Below are 18,270 nucleotides of genomic sequence, written 5' to 3' on the forward strand. Positions count from 1 at the left end.
ATTAACGCACCTTCAAGGTTGCCAGGCCAATCAGCACCAGCATCAGGGAAATAATCCAGAAGCGCACAATGACGCGCGGCTCCGGCCAGCCTTTCAGTTCATAGTGATGGTGAATCGGCGCCATGCGGAAAATACGCTGTCCGCGCAGCTTAAAGGAGCCGACCTGCAGGATGACCGACAGGGTCTCGACCACGAACACGCCGCCCATGATCACCAGCAGGAATTCCTGACGCAGCAGCACGGCGATAATGCCCAGCGCGCCGCCCAGCGCCAGAGAGCCGACGTCGCCCATAAAGACCTGCGCCGGATAGGTGTTAAACCACAGGAAACCCAGCCCCGCGCCGACAATCGCCGTACAGACGATAACCAGCTCGCCGGCATGGCGCAGATACGGAATATGCAGATAGCTGGCGAAGTTCATGTTACCGGTCGCCCACGCCACCAGTGCGAAGCCTGCGGCAACGAACACGGTCGGCATAATCGCCAGGCCGTCAAGACCGTCGGTCAGGTTCACGGCGTTCCCTGTACCCACGATAACGAAGTAGGCCAGCAGAATGTAGAAAAGCCCCAGCTGAGGCATGATGTCTTTAAAGAATGGCACCACCAGCTCGGTCGCTGGCGTGTCTTTGCCGGCCATGTACAGCGCAAAAGCGACGCCGAGCGCGATAACCGACATCCAGAAGTATTTCCAGCGGGCGATCAGACCCTTCGTATCTTTACGCACCACTTTGCGGTAGTCGTCGACAAAACCGATCACGCCGTAGCCGACCAATACCACCAGCACGCACCATACGTAAGGGTTCCACGGGTACGCCCACAGCAGCACGGAAACCACAATCGCGGTCAGGATCATGATCCCGCCCATGGTCGGGGTGCCGCGCTTGCTGAAGTGCGACTCAGGACCATCGTTACGCACGACCTGGCCAAAAGAGAGTTTTTGCAGACGGGCAATCATGCGCGGGCCCATCCACAGCGAGATGAACAGCGCAGTCAGCAGGCTGACGATGGCGCGAAACGTCAGATAGGAAAAGACGTTAAAGCCGGAATAATATTTGACCAAATGTTCGGCCAGCCAAACTAACATGTCCCGTTCTCCTGTAATGCGCGTACTACCTCTTCCATGGCGGCACTACGTGAACCCTTCACTAAAATGGTGATGATTTGTTGTTCTTCGATAGCTGTTTTCAGCCGCGCGATCAGCGCCGCCTTATCGGCAAAATGCTCTCCGACGCCGCTTGCCGCCCCAATCAGCTGGCTTAATCGGCCCACGCTGAACACGCGGTCGATTCCCGCGGCTTTTGCCGCTTCGCCAACCTGACGATGGCAGGCTTCGCTTTCATCGCCGAGCTCCGCCATATCGCCAACCACCAGCACGCGGTAGCCCGGCATGTCGGACAGCACCTGCGCCGCCGCGGTCATTGACCCCACGTTGGCGTTATAGGAGTCGTCAAGCAGCAGCTTGTGCTGCGCAAGCGAAATCGGGAATAAGCGTCCCGGGACCGCCTGCAGCTTCGCCAGCCCGGCTTTGACCGCATCCAGCCCTGCGCCAACGGCCATCGCCAGCGCGGCTGCCGCCAGCGCGTTGGCGATGTTGTGACGCCCCGGCAGCGGCAGCAGCACGTCGATGCTCCCCTGCGGAGTGCGCAGCGTGAACGCCGTGCCGCCGCTGGTCACCTGAATATCGCTGGCGGTAAAATCGCTGCCCGCCGCATTCGGCGAGAAGCGCCAGACCTGGCGATCGCCAATGACGCTCTGCCAGTTCAGCCAGTCGTTGTTATCCGCGTTCAGGATGGCGATGCCGTCCTGCGGCAAACCGGTAAAGATTTCCCCTTTCGCTTTCGCGACGCCCGCCAGAGAGCCGAAGCCCTCAAGGTGCGCCGCCGCCAGGTTATTCACCAGCGCCGCTTCCGGACGCGTCAGGCTGACGGTCCAGGCGATTTCACCCTGGTGGTTTGCTCCCAGCTCAATCACCGCAAACTCATGCTCGCGCGTCAGTCGCAGCAATGTCATCGGCACGCCGATGTCATTATTGAGGTTCCCTGCGGTATATAATGTCTTTCCGCACTGGCCCAGTATCGCGGCGGTCATCTCTTTAACCGACGTTTTTCCCGAGGAGCCGGTCAGCGCGACCACGCGGGCCGGAACCTGCTGGCGCACCCAGGCCGCCAGCTCGCCGAAAGCCAGACGGGTGTCTTTCACCACAATCTGCGGCAGCGAGCACGCCAGTTTACGGCTCACCAGCAGCGCGCCTGCGCCGCCTTCTTTGGCCTGCTCGACAAAATCATGAGCGTCGAAGCGCTCGCCCTTTAAGGCGACAAACAGACAGCCCGCCGTCACCTTACGGGTATCCGTCGTCACGGCATCGACCGCCAAATCGCTGCCGTGCAGTTCGCCCTGCAAAACGTCGGCGAGCTGGCTTAGCGTTACGCGAATCATGCCACCACTCCCAGCAGGCGGGCTGCAGTGACGCGATCGGAATAATCGAGGCGGCGGTTGCCGACTATCTGGTAGTCCTCATGACCTTTACCGGCCACCAGCACTACGTCGTTTTCTTTTGCCTGCATGATGGCGTTGGTCACCGCTTCCGCGCGCCCTTCCATCACTTTCGCATGTCCGGCGTCCAGCATGCCGGCGAGGATATCGGTAATGATCGCGCGCGGCTCTTCGGTACGCGGGTTGTCATCCGTCACCACCACCACATCGGCGAACTCTTCGGCAATCGCCCCCATCAGCGGACGTTTGCCTTTATCGCGGTCGCCGCCGCAGCCAAAGACGCACCACAGCTTGCCCGCGCAGTGCAGGCGCGCGGCCTGCAGGGCCTTCTCCAGCGCATCCGGCGTATGGGCGTAATCGACCACCACCGTCGGTTTCCCCGGCGCGGCGAACACCTCCATACGACCGCACACCGGCTGCAGACGCGCGGCGGTGCTCAGGAGGCCGGCAAGCGGGTAGCCGAGCGCCAGCAGGGTCGCCAGCGCCAGCAGCAGGTTGCTGACGTTAAACGCGCCCATCAGGCGGCTGTCAATTTCGCCGTTGCCCCAGCTGGAAGCAAACTGGATAGTCGCGCCGCTGTCGTGATAGTTCACCGCGGTCGCCTTCAGCCAGCGGCCGTGACAGTTCGGATTGATATGGTCTTCCATCGACACCGCTACCGCATCCGGCAGCTTCGCCAGCCAGCGGCGGCCCACTTCGTCATCGGCGTTGATAATCGCCTGGCCGCAGTGGTGGGTGGAGTAAAGCAGCCATTTCGCCGCTTCGTAGTGTTCCATATCGCCGTGGTAATCGAGATGGTCACGGCTTAAGTTGGTGAAAACAGAGGCGGCAAACTGCAGCGCTGCCACGCGATGCTGCACCAGACCATGGGAAGAAACCTCCATGGCGGCCAACGTTGCCCCCTGCCCTGCCAGCCCGGACAGCACGTGCTGCACGTCGACGGCCGAACCGGTGGTGTTTTCAGTCGGGATAACTTTGCCCAGCAGGCCGTTGCCGACGGTGCCCATCACGGCGCTGGTTTCGCCCAGCAGCTGCGCCCATTGCGCCAGCAGCTGGGTGGTCGTGGTTTTGCCGTTCGTCCCGGTCACGCCGACCAGACGCAGGCGCCCGGATGGCTGGTGATAAAAGCGGCCGGCCAGCGCCGACAGACGCTCATTCAGTTGGCTGAGATAGATAACCGGTACGCCGTGCATTTCACGGATTTCGCCATCGGTCGCCTCGTCTTTTGCCTCAGCAATAATGGCAGCAACACCTTGCGCTATCGCCTGCGGGATATATCGACGCCCGTCCGCCTGATGACCTAAAACAGCCACAAAGAGATCGCCCGATGCCGCCACGCGGCTATCGAGTGTCATCTCTCGCAGCGCCCGCTCGGGTGCATTCGGCACCCAAGGAGCAAGAAGGTCGCGCAAATTACGATCTGCCACCGGTTCCCTCGCCTTGATTAATTACATATTCACTTTTTTCGCCCGTCGCCAGCGCATCCGGCTCGATGTTCATGGTGCGCAGAACGCCGCCCATGATGGCACCGAACACCGGCGCGGAAACGGCACCGCCGTAGTATTTACCCGCCTGCGGGTCGTTAATCACCACCACCAGCGCAAAGCGCGGCTGGCTGGCGGGTGCGACACCCGCGGTGTAAGCAATATATTTGTTGATATAGCGGCCATCCGGCCCCACTTTTTTCGCCGTACCGGTTTTAATCGCGATACGGTAGCCTTTAATCGCCGCCTTCACGCCGCCGCCGCCTGGCAGCGCCACGCTTTCCATCATATGAACGACGGTACGTACGATAGGCTCAGGGAAGATACGCTCGCCCGGAACGGGGGGATCAACTTTGGTGATCGACAGCGGGCGGTAGACGCCATAGCTGCCGATCGTCGCGTAGACTCGCGCTAACTGTAACGGAGTTACCATTAGCCCGTAGCCGAAAGAGAAGGTGGCCCTCTCTATGTCAGACCACCGTTGTTTTTGAGGATATAAGCCACTGCGTTCTCCGACCAACCCCAAATTGGTCGCTTTTCCCAGTCCAAAACGAGAGTAAGTATCTACTAACGCTGAGGAGGGCATCGCTAACGCCAGCTTGGAAACGCCAACGTTACTCGACTTCTGAAGTACCCCGGTCAGGGTCAATTCGCTATAACGCGCCACGTCTTTGATTTCGTGGCCGTTAATTCGGTAAGGAATGGTGTTCAGTACGGTATTTTCGTTCACGATCCCGCGCTGCAGCGCGGTCATCACCACCATCGGTTTTACCGTCGAGCCCGGCTCGAAAACGTCGGTGATGGCGCGGTTACGCATCGCATCTTTTGCGGTGCCGGTGAAGTTATTCGGGTTGTAGGAGGGGCTGTTGGCCATCGCCAGCACTTCGCCGGTGCTGACGTCGACCAGCACCGCGCTGCCGGATTCCGCTTTGTTAAACGCCACGGCGTTGTTCAGCTCACGGTAAACCAGCGCCTGCAGGCGTTCGTCAATGCTCAGCGCCAGGTTGTGCGCCGCCTGGCTGTCGGTGGAGGAGATATCTTCAATAACGCGGCCGTAGCGGTCTTTACGCACGATACGCTCGCCCGGCTGCCCGGTCAGCCACTTATCGAAGCTCTTCTCGACCCCTTCAATCCCCTGGCTGTCGACGTTGGTAAAGCCGATGAGGTGAGCGGTTACTTCACCGGAAGGGTAGTAGCGGCGAGACTCTTCGCGCAGATAAATCCCCGGCAGCTTGAGCTTTTTGATGTAGTCGGCCATGTCAGGGTTTACCTGGCGGGCCAGATAGATAAAGCGCCCTTTCGGGTTGGCGTTAATGCGGGAAGCCAGCTGATCCAGCGGCATGTTCAGGGCGTCGGACAGCGCCTTCCAGCGGTTGTCGAGGCTAATACCGCCCGCGTCATGCAGCTCTTTCGGGTCCGCCCAGATAGCTTTCACCGGCACGCTCACCGCCAGCGGCCGGCCGGAGCGGTCGGTTATCATTCCGCGCGAGGTGGACACCTCCTGCACGCGCAGGGAGCGCATGTCCCCCTGACGCACCAGCATGTCAGGGCTGATTATCTGCAGCCAGGCCACGCGGCCCAGCAGGAACGTCAACGCCAGCAAAATGCAGCCGCAAAGCAACGCAAAACGCCAACTGATGAAGTTGGCTTGTTCTTCCTGACGTTTTGGTTTCTGCGTCTTTGCCGCTGCTTTCATGCGTCGCGCTAATCCTTATTTCTGTACAACGATATTTTCCTGTGAAGGATCGACATGCTGCATCTGCAGCTTCTCCGTCGCGATCCGTTCTACCCGGCTATGATCGCCGAGCGCGTTTTCTTCCAGAATCAGGTTGCGCCACTCGATATCGAGCGCATCGCGTTCCAGAACCAGTTGTTCACGCTGCGCGGTTAACAGACGGGTATGGTGCGCCGTCGTCACCACGGTGACTGCCGTCAAAATGATGCAAATGAACAAGCAGAGTGGCAGCTTCCCAAACCGCAAAAGATCGTCACCGATCACGCCAGGCAAAGCATGACGCTCGTTGCTTCCAATCGATCCTTTTACCTTGCTTAAGGCTTCTGACACTCTGCTGATCATGCGTTCGTCCTCTCTGCAATACGCAGAACTGAACTACGAGCGCGTGGATTCTCTGCCACCTCTTCTTCGCCCGGCATCAACTTGCCTAGTGCTCGCAGCTGACGGCCCCCCAGTTTCCTGAGTTGCTCTTCGGTCATCGGTAACCCTGCCGGAACCTGCGGACCGCGGCTTTGCTCGCGCATAAAGCGCTTCACAATGCGGTCTTCCAGCGAATGGAAGCTGATGATGGAGAGCCGCCCACCCGGGGCAAGCACGTCGAGCGAGCTTTTTAGCGCCTGCTCTATCTCCTCCAGTTCACTGTTCACCCAGATGCGCACCGCCTGGAAGGTACGGGTCGCGGGATGTTTGTGCTTATCCTTCACCGGCGTCGCGGCGGCGATAACCTCTGCCAGCTCTTTGGTCCGGGTCATCGGCTCAATGCGGTTACGCTCAACGATGGCGCGCGCGATGCGTTTGCCAAAACGCTCTTCGCCAAAGGTTTTAATCACCCAGGCGATATCCGCTTCATCCGCCGTTTGTAGCCATTCGGCGGCGGACTGGCCGCGGGTCGGATCCATACGCATGTCCAGCGGACCGTCGCGCATAAAGGAGAAACCGCGTTCAGCATCGTCAAGCTGTGGTGAAGAGACGCCAAGATCGAGGAGAATGCCGTCAATCTTGCCGGTAAGACTGCGCTCGGCGGCATAGTCAGCCAGCGCGGAGAAAGGTCCATGTACGATGGAAAAACGAGGATCGTCGATGGTGTTCGCCACCGCAGTCGCCTCAGGGTCGCGATCGATAGCCAGCAGTCGTCCTTCCGCGCCAAGCTGCGAAAGAATCAGACGCGAGTGGCCACCGCGACCGAAGGTGCCATCAATATAAATACCATCCGGACGAATGTTCAGGCCGTTAACGGCCTCATCCAGAAGTACCGTCGTGTGTTTAAAATTTTCCATCATCTTATAAAGACAAGTCCTGCAACCGCTCCGACAACACTGCGGAATCGGATTGCTCTGCGTCGATATCTTCCTTGACCCGTTGATACCAGGTCGTTTCATCCCACAGTTCAAACTTGTTGAACTGCCCAACCAGCATCACTTCTTTTGTCAGTCCGGCATGTTGCCGTAAAACCGGCGCAATCAGCAAACGACCGGCGTTATCCATCTGACACTCACTGGCATGCCCTAACAGCAGACGCTGAACGCGCCGCTCAGCCGGGTTCATGCTCGACAGCCGCGACAATTTTTGCTCGATGATTTCCCATTCGGGCAGCGGATAAAGCAGCAGGCACGGGTGATGGATGTCAATGGTACAAACCATTTGACCGGAAGCGTTCTCGTTCAGCATGTCCCGATACCGGGTGGGCACCGCTAAGCGCCCTTTGCTGTCGAGATTGACTAACGTTGCCCCACGGAACATGCCAGCCTCACCCCTTTTCACCACTTTAATCCACAAATTCCCACCTAAAGGAGTTTACGGAGCGGAGGAAAAGCTTGTCAAGCCAGCACTAACGCCAACGGAGTCCAAAAACCCAATAATGACAGCCGATATTCGCTCTGATTAAATTTTGTCCAGCGAAAGAGGCAAATTAACGTTATGAATACGTGTAAGAAAAAAAACAAACAGGTTCGTAACGGTTTTCAACAACTCAATCTCACCGAATGAAAATATAAAGTGTCAGTTTGCGACGTGCGCGGCATTTTAGGACATTCTGGCGCATGTTAATAGCCCTTGATGTCAGTGTTTCAACGGGTTCTGGCGAGGGAAGACGCGGGGAAAACGGGCAGCCTGGAATGAAGTGTTTGTAAATTCGGCAAATATCAAATAAATATGTAACAAAATAATACAAAAAGAACCTGGCGTTACTAATTATTACCCTTAATGAAGATAGCGGTGCTTATTTAAGACGCTTTTAAATAGAGTCCTAAGCGTTTTTAAGGAATTATCTGAATATATAAGTAAAAGGCAAAATAAATGAAGGCAGCGCGACCGCTGCCTTCAGATTTTTATCAGCGGCGGCTTAAGCTTCCCCGACGATAAAGATTACGACGAATACGGCTCAGGCCCGGTTTCGGCTTGCGCGGCTCATCAAGGCTTGCCAGCACAATCTCCAGCACGCGCTCCGCCACGTCGCGATGACGCTGCGCAACCGCAAGCACCGGACACTGCAGAAAATCGAGCAGCTCGTGATCGCCAAACGTGGCGATGGCCAGCTCTGACGGCAGCTTCCCTTCGCGACGCAGGGTCACGTCCATCACGCCCTGCAGCAGCGCAAAGGAGGTCGTAAACAGCGCCTGCGGCATCGGGTGCGTTTCCAGCCATTTGTCAAAAAGCTGTGCAGCCGCTTCCCGCTCATAGCTATTGGCGTAGAGGAAGTTAACCTCGCGCGGATCGTCCTTCCACGCGCTGCGGAACCCCTGCTCGCGCAGGAAGCTCACGGACAGTTCGGGCAGCGCGCCCAGGTAGAGCACCGTTTGGGCCGGGAACGTGCGCAGCTCCGCCGCCAGCGCCTCGGCATCTTCCTGGTCGGCGCCGACAACGCTGGTGAAATGCTCGCGATCGAGCGCGCGGTCGAGCGCCACGATAGGGAACGAATCATTGGCCCAGCGCTGATAGAACGGATGCTCAGGCGGCAGCGAGGTGGAGACGATAATCGCATCAACCTGACGCTGCAGCAGATGCTCAATGCAGCGCATTTCATTGTCCGGCTGATCTTCAGAGCAGGCGATCAGCAGCTGATAGCCGCGCTGGCGCGCCTGGCGCTCAAGATAGTTGGCGATACGGGTATAGCTGGTGTTTTCGAGATCGGGGATAACCAGACCAATTGAACGCGTGCGTCCTGCCCGCAGCCCGGCGGCTACCGCGTTGGGATGATAGTTATGCTCACGCACAACCGCCATCACCTTCTCGACCGTTTTGTCGCTGACGCGGTACTGTTTCGCTTTGCCGTTAATCACATAACTTGCCGTTGTGCGCGATACGCCGGCAAGTCTGGCGATTTCATCCAGTTTCACAATTGCCCCTTGCTAATAATGTACAAACCATAACCATTGTTAAATTATGGAATAAGTTTCATAACATCTAAACGCAGAAAACTGACTCCGGCAACCGCTTTTGTTCGCTCTTACTGCTGATTTCGCAAAAAAAAGCCCGACAAAGAAGGTCGGGCTAAGATTGCAGAGGCATTTTTTACGCTAGCGCATGATTTTGTCGCCGCGCGACAGCCCTACGATACCGGAGCGCGCAACCTCAACGATTCTGGCGACATCGCGCAGGGAAGCGAGAAACGCATCGAGCTTATCGCTGGTGCCCGCCAGTTGCACAGTATAGACAGAAGGCGTCACATCGATGATTTGCCCTCGAAAAATCTCGGTATTGCGCTTCACTTCCTCACGCCCGTAGCCGCTCGCCTGCACTTTCACCAGCATGATCTCACGCTCGACGTGCGCGCCCTGCCCCAGCTCACTCACGCGCAGAACATCGACCAGCTTATGCAGCTGCTTTTCAATTTGCTCGATAACCTTTTCGTCACCCACCGTCTGGATGGTCATACGCGACAGCGTTGGATCGTCGGTTGGCGCCACCGTCAGACTCTCAATGTTATAGCCACGCTGGGAAAAGAGACCGATCACGCGCGATAGCGCTCCCGATTCGTTCTCCAGTAAAACAGATAATATCCGGCGCATAATCAGGTTCTCTCCGTTTTGCTCAGCCACATTTCATCCATACCACCGCCGCGAATCTGCATCGGATAGACGTGCTCGCTGCCGTCCACCGTCACGTCGACGAACACCAGCCGGTTATTGCGCACCTGCGTGAGCGCCTCCGCCAGCTTGCTCTCAAGCTCGGCCGGCTTGTCGATGCGGATGCCGACGTGCCCGTAGGCTTCCGCCAGGCGGACAAAATCCGGTAAAGACGCCATGTAGGACTGCGAATGGCGGCCGGAGTAAATCATATCCTGCCACTGTTTCACCATCCCGAGGTAGCGGTTGTTAAGATTCAGCACCAGCACCGGCAGCTCATACTGCAGCGCGGTGGAAAGCTCCTGAATGTTCATCTGGATGCTGCCGTCGCCGGTCACGCAGATAACCGTGGCGTCCGGTAGCGCCATTTTGACGCCCAGCGCGGCGGGCAGGCCGAAGCCCATGGTGCCGAGACCGCCGGAGTTGATCCAGCGGCGCGGCTTATCAAACGCGTAATAGAGCGCGGCGAACATCTGATGCTGCCCGACATCGGAGGTCACGTACGCATCGCCATCGGTCAGCCGGCAGATAGTTTCAATGACCGCCTGCGGCTTGATCTTCTCGCTCTGCGTGTCGTACTTCAGGCAATGGCGAGCGCGCCATTGCTCAATCTGCTGCCACCAGTCGCGAATATCATCCAGCGGCTGCGCCGTGGTTTCCTGCTCCAGCAGCTCCAGCATCTGCTCAAGCACCAGGCGGGCGTCGCCGACGATAGGCACATCCGCCGCCACGGTTTTCGAAATCGACGTGGGGTCGATGTCGATATGCAGTACAGTCGCCTGCGGGCAATACTTCGCCAGATTGTTGGTCGTCCGATCGTCAAAACGCACCCCAACGGCAAAAATCACGTCCGAGTTGTGCATCGTCATATTGGCTTCATAGGTACCGTGCATGCCCAGCATGCCCAGCGCCTGGCGGTGCGTCGCCGGAAAGGCGCCCAGCCCCATCAGCGACGAGGCTACCGGAATATTGAGCGTTTCGACCAGCGTGCGCAGCTGGGCCTCACAGCGGGCGTTAATCGCCCCGCCGCCGACGTACACCACCGGTTTTTTCGCCGACATCAGCGTTTGCAGCGCCCGCTTAATTTGTCCTTTATGACCCGTTGTCGTCGGGTTATAGGAGCGCATGCTGACCGTCTCAGGCCAGACATACGGCAGCTTGTTCGCCGGGTTGAGAATGTCCTTCGGCAGATCCACCACCACCGGCCCCGGGCGGCCGCTTGCCGCCAGCCAGAAAGCCTTTTTCAGCACGCCGGGAATATCTTCCGTCTGTTTGACCAGAAAGCTGTGTTTGACCACCGGGCGAGAAATACCGACCATGTCGCATTCCTGGAACGCGTCATAACCAATCAGCGACGTCGCCACCTGCCCGGAGAGGATCACCAGCGGGATAGAGTCCATATAGGCCGTGGCAATCCCGGTAATCGCGTTCGTCGCCCCCGGACCGGACGTCACCAGCACCACGCCGACCTCGCCGGTCGCACGCGCCAGACCGTCAGCCATATGCACGGCGGCCTGCTCGTGCCTTACCAGGACGTGATCGATTCCGCCAACGGTGTGCAGCGCATCATAGATATCGAGGACTGCGCCTCCGGGGTAGCCGAATACCTGCTTTACGCCCTGATCGATAAGCGATCGGACGACCATCTCGGCGCCAGACAACATCTCCATGGTTTGCCTCCAGGCTTTAGTTAATGACGGCAGAATTCATTTCCGCGCGGTCACACAGCGGAGCGCAACGTCGCCCCGCTGGTTTGTAAATCGCAGCATTTGCTTAACATAACCGCTCGCTATCGGGCAGGCAATCGACACAGACGCGTATTCCCCACGGCTGAACAGCAGAAAAGAAAACAATAGCGCGGGAAACTGGTGAATAACTTCAGTAATAAGAAAAGAGAATAGAAAAAACTCGGGGGATACGGCGGCAGGCAGGAAATCATCCATTTTTCGCCCCGCGCCAGAATGGAGCTCACGGCAATAACAGAATAAAATTCCAGACAACAGCGGTAAGCCGGAAGATTTTATCTTCCGGCTTACGGTTATATCATCCGTGTCGGCAGACGGAAACCAGCAGCTCTTCCATCCACTGATGCCCTTTATCCCGGCCGGCGGCCTCATGCCAGGAGAGAAAACAGGTGCGGCTGTTAACCTTCATGGGCAACGGCAGAATTTGCAGCTCGAGCTTTTCGGCGAACGCTTCCGCCAGCCAGCGCGGCGTCACCGCGACCAGCTGCGTTTGCGAGACCACGTTCAGGACGCTAATTAATGCCATACCCTGATAGGCAATACGGGCCTGTTTTTCCGCTGTATCATACCAGGGCAGGCTAAATGAGGCGTAGCGATCCAGAGAAACTACCGCGTGCTCTTCGCGATAAATATCGCTTTCTTTCATCGGCCCGGTAATACGCGGGTGATTCGCGCTTGCCACCAGCACCATTTCATCATGAAATAATGGTACGCAGGCGAACTCGGGACGACGAAACTCCTCATAGCCGATAACAAATTCAAGCTCCTGATAACGTAGCTGGTGCTCGGTATTTTGATTAAGCGATGATTTAAATGCCAAATGAATACCGGGCGCCATTTCGCTTACTTTGTTAATAATCATTGAGGTTAAACGATTATCTAACGGGCTACAAACGCAAAGATTGAATATACGTTCGCTGCTGAAGGGTTCAAATCCGGCGCCCGGTAATTCATTTTGTACCAGCTGCAGCGCCTGACGAACGGAGCCAAACAGCTGGTACGCGCGCGCCGTCGGCTGTATTCCCCGGCCGTAGCGCACGAACAGCTCATCGTTGAACATCACTTTTAAACGAGAAACCGCATTACTCACTGCGGGCTGCGACATCCCTAAGATCTGCGCGGCACGGGTAATGTTCTGCTCCTGCATTACCGCATCAAAAACGGTTAATAAGTTTAAATCCACCGCGCGTAATTGCGGGCGGTGGGATTCAGGGCCAGAAACGGTTTGCGGCGTTTCTTTATCGACAACCATATCGGACTCCACTGTCATGCTTAACTCCCTTTGCATTAGTGCAGCAATAAATTTTGACAATATGATTTACCATGCATATAAATTCCGCAAAAGAGAAATAAATAAAATTAGGAATATATAAAGATACAGCAAAAAAATGAGCACCAGCGCGATTAGCGAGGTGATTTCCTCGCCAAATGATAAATGGCACTTAATGTCGACAGTTTAATCATAAACACCATAAATACACAACCACACAAAAAGAACAAAGATATTTAAGTAGTATTAAATTGTGTTTTTTTGGACGCATGCTTCCAGATAACAATTTGTGATCAAAACGGCGATCAATTTCTGACAAAAAAATAATTCACATGAATATTTTTATTCATATCATTAAGTTATACATATGGTATTGCGTGACGTTTCTGACGATAAATACGAACAAATATGGACAGATGCGTCCAAATGTGACAACAGTAAATCCCCGCTAAAATAATCTGCGAAAAAACACCGTCTTCATCAGCACAATTAGCTAAAGTTACTGGCGCATCGTCACGACAATTGCCGTGATTTACCGCGGTAAAAGATTGACATCGATCGGCGTATCCAGTACCACTAGAAGCATATCGAATTTCCCTGGAGCATGACGCAATGACTCGCATCACTCGTTTCACCGGCCTACTACTACTAAACGCATCCTCTGTGCGCGGTAGTCTGGTGGGCGACGTTTAGCGATAAGTCATCTTCCAGCAAGACAGAAAACCCGCGCCTCTGCGCGGGTTTTTTTATGCTCGTAGCAAGGCGACCTAAGACTGACAAGGACCCAAAACCATGAGCCAACAAGTCATTATCTTTGATACGACCTTACGTGACGGTGAGCAGGCATTACAGGCAAGCCTGAGCGTGAAAGAGAAACTGCAGATCGCGCTGGCCCTCGAACGTATGGGTGTTGACGTGATGGAAGTCGGTTTTCCGGTCTCCTCGCCGGGCGACTTCGAATCCGTCCAGACCATCGCCCGCAGCATCAAAAACAGCCGGGTCTGCGGCCTGGCGCGCTGCGTTGAGAAGGACATTGATGTTGCCGCTGAGTCATTAAAGGTCGCTGAAGCTTTCCGTATCCATACGTTTATCGCCACCTCGCCGATGCATATCGCCACCAAGCTGCGCAGCACGCTGGATGACGTTATTGAGCGTGCGGTCTATATGGTGAAACGCGCGCGCAACTATACCGACGACGTAGAGTTCTCCTGCGAAGACGCAGGCCGTACGCCGATTGCCGATCTGGCGCGCGTGGTTGAAGCCGCAATCGCCGCAGGCGCCACCACCATCAACATCCCGGATACCGTCGGCTACACCATGCCGTTTGAATTCTCCGGGATCATCTCCGGCCTGTATGAGCACGTGCCAAACATTGATAAAGCCATTATCTCGGTACATACCCATGACGATCTGGGGCTGGCCGTCGGCAACGCCCTGTCCGCCGTACACGCCGGCGCGCGTCAGGTAGAAGGCGCCATGAACGGGATCGGCGAGCGCGCAGGCAACTGTTCGCTGGAAGAAGTGATCATGGCGATTAAGGTGCGCAAGGACATTATGAATGTGCACACCCGCATCAACCACCACGAAATCTGGCGCACCAGCCAGACGGTCAGCCAGATCTGCAATATGCCGATCCCGGCGAACAAAGCGATTGTCGGCACCGGCGCTTTCGCCCACTCCTCAGGTATTCACCAGGACGGCGTGCTGAAAAACCGCGAAAACTACGAAATCATGACCCCGGAATCCATCGGCCTGAACCAGGTGCAGCTGAATCTGACCTCCCGCTCCGGCCGCGCCGCCGTCAAACACCGGATGGACGAAATGGGGTATCAGGAATCCGATTACAGCCTGGATAGCCTGTATGACGCCTTCCTGAAGCTGGCGGATAAGAAAGGCCAGGTCTTTGATTACGATCTGGAAGCGCTGGCCTTCATTAATAAGCAGCAGGAGGAGCCGGAGCATTTCCGTCTGGACTACTTCAGCGTGCAGTCGGGCTCTAACGATATCGCCACCGCCTCGGTGAAGCTGGCCTGCGGCGACGAAATTAAAGCCGAAGCCGCAAACGGCAACGGCCCTGTTGACGCGGTGTATCAGGCGATTAACCGCATCACCCACTACGACATCGAGTTAGTGAAATACGGCCTGACCGCGAAAGGCCACGGCAAAGATGCGCTGGGCCAGGTCGATATCGTCGCCAACTATAACGGCCGCCGCTTCCACGGCGTCGGTCTGGCGACGGATATCGTTGAATCCTCCGCCAAAGCCATGGTGCACGTGCTGAACAACATCTGGCGCGCCGGTGAAGTTGAGAAAGAGCTGCAGCGCAAAGCGCAGAATAAAGAGAACAAAAAGGAAACCGTGTAATGTCGAAGAATTACCATATTGCTGTTTTGCCGGGCGACGGTATTGGCCCGGAAGTCATGGCGCAGGCCCTGAAGGTACTGGAAGCGGTTCGCAGTCGTTTTGGTATTCGTATCACCACCAGCCATTATGATGTGGGCGGTATTGCCATTGATAAGCACGGCACGCCGCTGCCGCAGGCCACCGTTGAAGGCTGTGAAAACGCCGATGCGGTGCTGTTCGGCTCCGTCGGCGGCCCGAAGTGGGAGCACCTGCCGCCCGCAGAGCAGCCGGAACGCGGCGCGCTGCTGCCGCTGCGTAAGCACTTCAAGCTGTTCTCCAACCTGCGTCCGGCAAAGCTGTACCAGGGGCTGGAAGCGTTTTGTCCGCTGCGCGCCGATATCGCCGCCAACGGCTTCGACATTCTGTGCGTGCGCGAACTGACCGGCGGTATCTACTTCGGCCAGCCGAAGGGCCGCGAGGGCAGCGGGCAGCACGAGAAGGCGTTTGATACCGAGGTGTATCATCGTTTTGAAATCGAGCGTATCGCCCGCATCGCGTTTGAGTCGGCGCGTAAGCGTCGCCATAAAGTCACGTCGATTGATAAGGCCAACGTTCTGCAGTCCTCCATTTTGTGGCGCGAAATCGTCAACGAAATCGCCAAAGAGTATCCGGACGTTCAGCTGTCGCATATGTACATCGACAACGCCACGATGCAGCTGATTAAAGACCCGTCCCAGTTCGACGTGCTGCTGTGCTCGAACCTGTTCGGCGACATCCTCTCCGACGAGTGCGCGATGATCACCGGCTCCATGGGGATGCTGCCGTCCGCCAGTCTGAACGAGCAGGGTTTTGGCCTGTATGAGCCGGCAGGCGGCTCGGCGCCGGACATCGCGGGCAAAAACATCGCTAACCCGATTGCGCAGATCCTGTCGCTGGCGCTGCTGCTGCGCTATAGCCTGGACGCCGCCGATGCGGCGGTCGCGATTGAAAACGCGATTAACCGCGCGTTAGAACAGGGCGTACGCACCGGCGATTTGTCCCGTGGCGCAGCCGCCGTCAGTACCGATGAAATGGGCGATATCATTGCCCGCTATGTGGCCGAAGGGGTGTAATCATGGCAAAGACGCTGTATGAAAAATTGTTCGACGCCCACGTGGTTTTTGAAGCGCCAGACGAGACGCCTTTACTGTATATCGACCGCCATCTGGTGCATGAGGTGACCTCTCCGCAGGCGTTTGACGGCCTGCGCGCCCACAATCGGCCGGTGCGCCAGCCGGGGAAAACCTTTGCCACGATGGACCATAACGTCTCCACGCAGACCAAAGATATTAATGCCTCCGGCGAAATGGCCCGCATCCAGATGCAGGAGCTCATCAAGAACTGCAGCGAATTCGGCGTCGAGCTGTACGACTTAAACCACCCGTATCAGGGAATTGTCCATGTGATGGGCCCTGAGCAGGGCATCACCCTGCCGGGGATGACCATCGTCTGCGGCGACTCCCACACCGCCACCCACGGCGCGTTCGGCGCGCTGGCGTTCGGTATCGGCACCTCCGAAGTAGAGCACGTGCTGGCGACGCAAACCCTGAAGCAGGGTCGCGCCAAAACCATGAAGATTGAAGTGAAGGGCAAAGCCGCTCCCGGCATCACGGCGAAAGACATCGTGCTGGCGATCATCGGTAAAACCGGTAGCGCAGGCGGCACCGGCCACGTGGTCGAGTTCTGCGGCGACGCTATCCGCGCGCTGAGCATGGAAGGCCGTATGACCCTGTGCAATATGGCGATCGAGATGGGCGCCAAAGCGGGTCTGGTGGCGCCGGATGACACGACGTTCAGCTACGTGAAAGGCCGTCTGCATGCGCCGAAAGGCCGCGATTTCGACGACGCGGTCAGCTACTGGAAAACCCTGAAGACCGACGATGGCGCGACCTTCGATACCGTGGTCACGCTGCAGGCGGAAGAGATTGCGCCGCAGGTGACCTGGGGCACCAACCCGGGCCAAGTTATCTCAGTGAATGACGCGATCCCCGACCCGGCCTCTTTCGCCGATCCGGTCGAGCGCGCCAGCGCCGAAAAAGCGCTGGCCTACATGGGGCTGAAGCCAGGCGTTCCCCTGACCGATGTCGCCATTGATAAGGTGTTTATCGGCTCCTGCACCAACTCGCGCATCGAGGATCTGCGCGCAGCGGCTGAGATAGCCAAAGGACGTAAAGTTGCGCCAGGCGTTCAGGCGTTAGTCGTCCCCGGCTCCGGGCCGGTAAAAGCGCAGGCGGAAGCGGAGGGTCTGGATAAGATCTTTATCGAGGCCGGTTTCGAATGGCGCCTGCCGGGCTGCTCCATGTGTCTGGCCATGAACAACGACCGCCTGAACCCGGGCGAACGCTGCGCCTCGACCAGCAACCGCAACTTTGAAGGCCGCCAGGGCCGCGGCGGACGCACCCATCTGGTGAGCCCGGCGATGGCCGCCGCCGCCGCCGTTACCGGCCATTTCGCCGACATTCGCAGCATGAAATAAGGAGACCATCATGGCAGAGAAATTTACCCAACATACGGGCCTGGTGGTGCCGCTGGATGCCGCGAACGTCGACACCGACGCCATCATCCCGAAGCAGTTCCTGCAGAAAGTCACCCGCACCGGCTTCGGCGCGCACTTGTTCAACGACTGGCGCTTTCTTGACGACAAGGGCCAGACGCCGAACCCGGAGTTTGTGCTGAACTTCCCGCAGTATAAGGGGGCGTCGATTCTGCTGGCGCGGGAAAACTTCGGCTGCGGCTCGTCCCGCGAACACGCGCCGTGGGCGCTGACCGACTACGGTTTTAAGGTGGTCATTGCGCCGAGCTTTGCCGACATCTTTTACGGCAACAGCTTCAACAACCAGCTGCTGCCGGTCACGCTGAGCGAAGCGCAGGTTGATGAGCTGTTCGCCCTGGTGCAGGCCACCCCGGGCATCCGCTTTGAGGTGGATCTGGAGGCGGAAGTGGTCCGCGCTGGCGAGAAAACCTACCGCTTCAGCATCGACGCTTTCCGTCGCCACTGCATGCTCAACGGCCTGGACAGCATCGGCCTGACGCTGCAGCACGAAGACGCCATCTCGGCCTACGAGAAAAAACAGCCTGCGTTTATGCGCTAAAGCTG

Annotated in this window: 17 protein-coding genes; 5 read left to right on the top strand and 12 right to left on the bottom strand. The window is 57.3% G+C overall.

All coding sequences use genetic code 11. From position 1 onward, the window contains the following. Window position 1: 1 nt before the first annotated feature. The 12 genes from mraY to leuO all read right to left on the bottom strand — a co-directional run bounded on the left by mraY (window position 2) and on the right by leuO (window position 12,791). Complete coding sequence (mraY, locus tag ENTCL_RS18175) at window positions 2-1,084, bottom strand: phospho-N-acetylmuramoyl-pentapeptide-transferase (protein WP_013367604.1); 1,083 nt, start codon at window positions 1,082-1,084, stop codon at window positions 2-4. Then, window positions 1,078-2,436 (bottom strand): UDP-N-acetylmuramoyl-tripeptide--D-alanyl-D-alanine ligase, encoded by a 1,359-nt coding sequence (gene murF / locus ENTCL_RS18180; RefSeq protein WP_013367605.1) that lies wholly within the window; start codon window positions 2,434-2,436, stop codon window positions 1,078-1,080. Before murF ends, mraY begins: the two co-directional genes overlap by 7 nt. Continuing rightward, window positions 2,433-3,920, bottom strand: a complete 1,488-nt coding sequence (gene murE, locus ENTCL_RS18185) for a UDP-N-acetylmuramoyl-L-alanyl-D-glutamate--2,6-diaminopimelate ligase (RefSeq protein WP_013367606.1) — start codon at window positions 3,918-3,920, stop codon at window positions 2,433-2,435. Before murE ends, murF begins: the two co-directional genes overlap by 4 nt. Further along, entirely contained in the window at window positions 3,907-5,673 is a 1,767-nt protein-coding gene (gene ftsI / locus ENTCL_RS18190) for a peptidoglycan glycosyltransferase FtsI (RefSeq protein ID WP_013367607.1), read from the bottom strand. The genes murE and ftsI overlap by 14 nt, the downstream gene beginning before the upstream one ends. A 15-nt stretch (window positions 5,674-5,688) precedes the next feature. Continuing rightward, the gene (ftsL, locus tag ENTCL_RS18195; RefSeq protein ID WP_013367608.1) at window positions 5,689-6,054 is read right to left on the bottom strand and encodes a cell division protein FtsL; all 366 of its coding nucleotides are present in this window, start codon (window positions 6,052-6,054) and stop codon (window positions 5,689-5,691) included. Beyond that, complete coding sequence (rsmH, locus tag ENTCL_RS18200; protein WP_013367609.1) at window positions 6,051-6,992, bottom strand: 16S rRNA (cytosine(1402)-N(4))-methyltransferase RsmH; 942 nt, start codon at window positions 6,990-6,992, stop codon at window positions 6,051-6,053. Before rsmH ends, ftsL begins: the two co-directional genes overlap by 4 nt. 1 nt (window position 6,993) lies before the next feature. After that, window positions 6,994-7,452 (bottom strand): division/cell wall cluster transcriptional repressor MraZ, encoded by a 459-nt coding sequence (gene mraZ / locus ENTCL_RS18205; protein ID WP_013367610.1) that lies wholly within the window; start codon window positions 7,450-7,452, stop codon window positions 6,994-6,996. 590 nt (window positions 7,453-8,042) lie between these two features. Continuing rightward, the gene (cra, locus tag ENTCL_RS18210) at window positions 8,043-9,047 is read right to left on the bottom strand and encodes a catabolite repressor/activator (protein WP_013367611.1); all 1,005 of its coding nucleotides are present in this window, start codon (window positions 9,045-9,047) and stop codon (window positions 8,043-8,045) included. A gap of 180 nt (window positions 9,048-9,227) precedes the next feature. Beyond that, window positions 9,228-9,719, bottom strand: a complete 492-nt coding sequence (gene ilvN, locus ENTCL_RS18215) for an acetolactate synthase small subunit (RefSeq protein ID WP_013367612.1) — start codon at window positions 9,717-9,719, stop codon at window positions 9,228-9,230. Between the two features lie 2 nt (window positions 9,720-9,721). Further along, entirely contained in the window at window positions 9,722-11,446 is a 1,725-nt protein-coding gene (gene ilvI, locus ENTCL_RS18220) for an acetolactate synthase 3 large subunit (RefSeq protein ID WP_013367613.1), read from the bottom strand. A gap of 36 nt (window positions 11,447-11,482) precedes the next feature. Then, on the bottom strand, window positions 11,483-11,719 hold the full coding sequence (locus tag ENTCL_RS18225; RefSeq protein ID WP_044612005.1) for a hypothetical protein: 237 nt from the start codon (window positions 11,717-11,719) through the stop codon (window positions 11,483-11,485). Between the two features lie 100 nt (window positions 11,720-11,819). After that, complete coding sequence (gene leuO / locus ENTCL_RS18230; protein WP_013367614.1) at window positions 11,820-12,791, bottom strand: transcriptional regulator LeuO; 972 nt, start codon at window positions 12,789-12,791, stop codon at window positions 11,820-11,822. Window positions 12,792-13,403: 612 nt separating this feature from the next. Between leuO and leuL the strand changes: the two genes are divergently transcribed. The 5 genes from leuL (at window position 13,404) to leuD (ending at window position 18,265) form a co-directional block, all read left to right on the top strand. Further along, window positions 13,404-13,484: a leu operon leader peptide gene (gene leuL, locus ENTCL_RS23790; protein WP_125452073.1), complete on the top strand. Its 81-nt coding sequence runs from the start codon at window positions 13,404-13,406 to the stop codon at window positions 13,482-13,484. A gap of 99 nt (window positions 13,485-13,583) precedes the next feature. Next, window positions 13,584-15,155: a 2-isopropylmalate synthase gene (gene leuA, locus ENTCL_RS18235; protein ID WP_013367615.1), complete on the top strand. Its 1,572-nt coding sequence runs from the start codon at window positions 13,584-13,586 to the stop codon at window positions 15,153-15,155. Further along, window positions 15,155-16,246: a 3-isopropylmalate dehydrogenase gene (gene leuB / locus ENTCL_RS18240; RefSeq protein WP_013367616.1), complete on the top strand. Its 1,092-nt coding sequence runs from the start codon at window positions 15,155-15,157 to the stop codon at window positions 16,244-16,246. The genes leuA and leuB overlap by 1 nt, the downstream gene beginning before the upstream one ends. Window positions 16,247-16,248: 2 nt before the next feature. After that, window positions 16,249-17,649 carry a 3-isopropylmalate dehydratase large subunit gene (gene leuC, locus ENTCL_RS18245; protein WP_013367617.1) on the top strand — a complete coding sequence of 467 codons (1,401 nt, stop codon included), beginning with the start codon at window positions 16,249-16,251 and terminating at the stop codon, window positions 17,647-17,649. Window positions 17,650-17,659: 10 nt separating this feature from the next. After that, window positions 17,660-18,265 (top strand): 3-isopropylmalate dehydratase small subunit, encoded by a 606-nt coding sequence (gene leuD, locus ENTCL_RS18250; RefSeq protein WP_013367618.1) that lies wholly within the window; start codon window positions 17,660-17,662, stop codon window positions 18,263-18,265. Window positions 18,266-18,270 lie beyond the last annotated feature (5 nt).

Source organism: [Enterobacter] lignolyticus SCF1, assembly GCF_000164865.1.
GTDB classification, from domain to species: domain Bacteria; phylum Pseudomonadota; class Gammaproteobacteria; order Enterobacterales; family Enterobacteriaceae; genus Enterobacter_B; species Enterobacter_B lignolyticus.

Bases quoted from the DNA above. Each gene is read 5' to 3' on its own strand.
- mraY (WP_013367604.1), bottom strand. From the start codon at position 1,084: ATGTTAGTTTGGCTGGCCGAACATTTGGTCAAATATTATTCCGGCTTT.
- rsmH (WP_013367609.1), bottom strand. From the start codon at position 6,992: ATGATGGAAAATTTTAAACACACGACGGTACTTCTGGATGAGGCCGTT.
- ftsL (WP_013367608.1), bottom strand. From the start codon at position 6,054: ATGATCAGCAGAGTGTCAGAAGCCTTAAGCAAGGTAAAAGGATCGATT.
- ilvN (WP_013367612.1), bottom strand. From the start codon at position 9,719: ATGCGCCGGATATTATCTGTTTTACTGGAGAACGAATCGGGAGCGCTA.
- ilvI (WP_013367613.1), bottom strand. From the start codon at position 11,446: ATGGAGATGTTGTCTGGCGCCGAGATGGTCGTCCGATCGCTTATCGAT.
- leuB (WP_013367616.1), top strand. From the start codon at position 15,155: ATGTCGAAGAATTACCATATTGCTGTTTTGCCGGGCGACGGTATTGGC.
- leuL (WP_125452073.1), top strand. From the start codon at position 13,404: ATGACTCGCATCACTCGTTTCACCGGCCTACTACTACTAAACGCATCC.
- leuC (WP_013367617.1), top strand. From the start codon at position 16,249: ATGGCAAAGACGCTGTATGAAAAATTGTTCGACGCCCACGTGGTTTTT.
- ENTCL_RS18225 (WP_044612005.1), bottom strand. From the start codon at position 11,719: ATGGATGATTTCCTGCCTGCCGCCGTATCCCCCGAGTTTTTTCTATTC.
- ftsI (WP_013367607.1), bottom strand. From the start codon at position 5,673: ATGAAAGCAGCGGCAAAGACGCAGAAACCAAAACGTCAGGAAGAACAA.
- leuA (WP_013367615.1), top strand. From the start codon at position 13,584: ATGAGCCAACAAGTCATTATCTTTGATACGACCTTACGTGACGGTGAG.
- murF (WP_013367605.1), bottom strand. From the start codon at position 2,436: ATGATTCGCGTAACGCTAAGCCAGCTCGCCGACGTTTTGCAGGGCGAA.
- leuD (WP_013367618.1), top strand. From the start codon at position 17,660: ATGGCAGAGAAATTTACCCAACATACGGGCCTGGTGGTGCCGCTGGAT.
- leuO (WP_013367614.1), bottom strand. From the start codon at position 12,791: ATGACAGTGGAGTCCGATATGGTTGTCGATAAAGAAACGCCGCAAACC.
- mraZ (WP_013367610.1), bottom strand. From the start codon at position 7,452: ATGTTCCGTGGGGCAACGTTAGTCAATCTCGACAGCAAAGGGCGCTTA.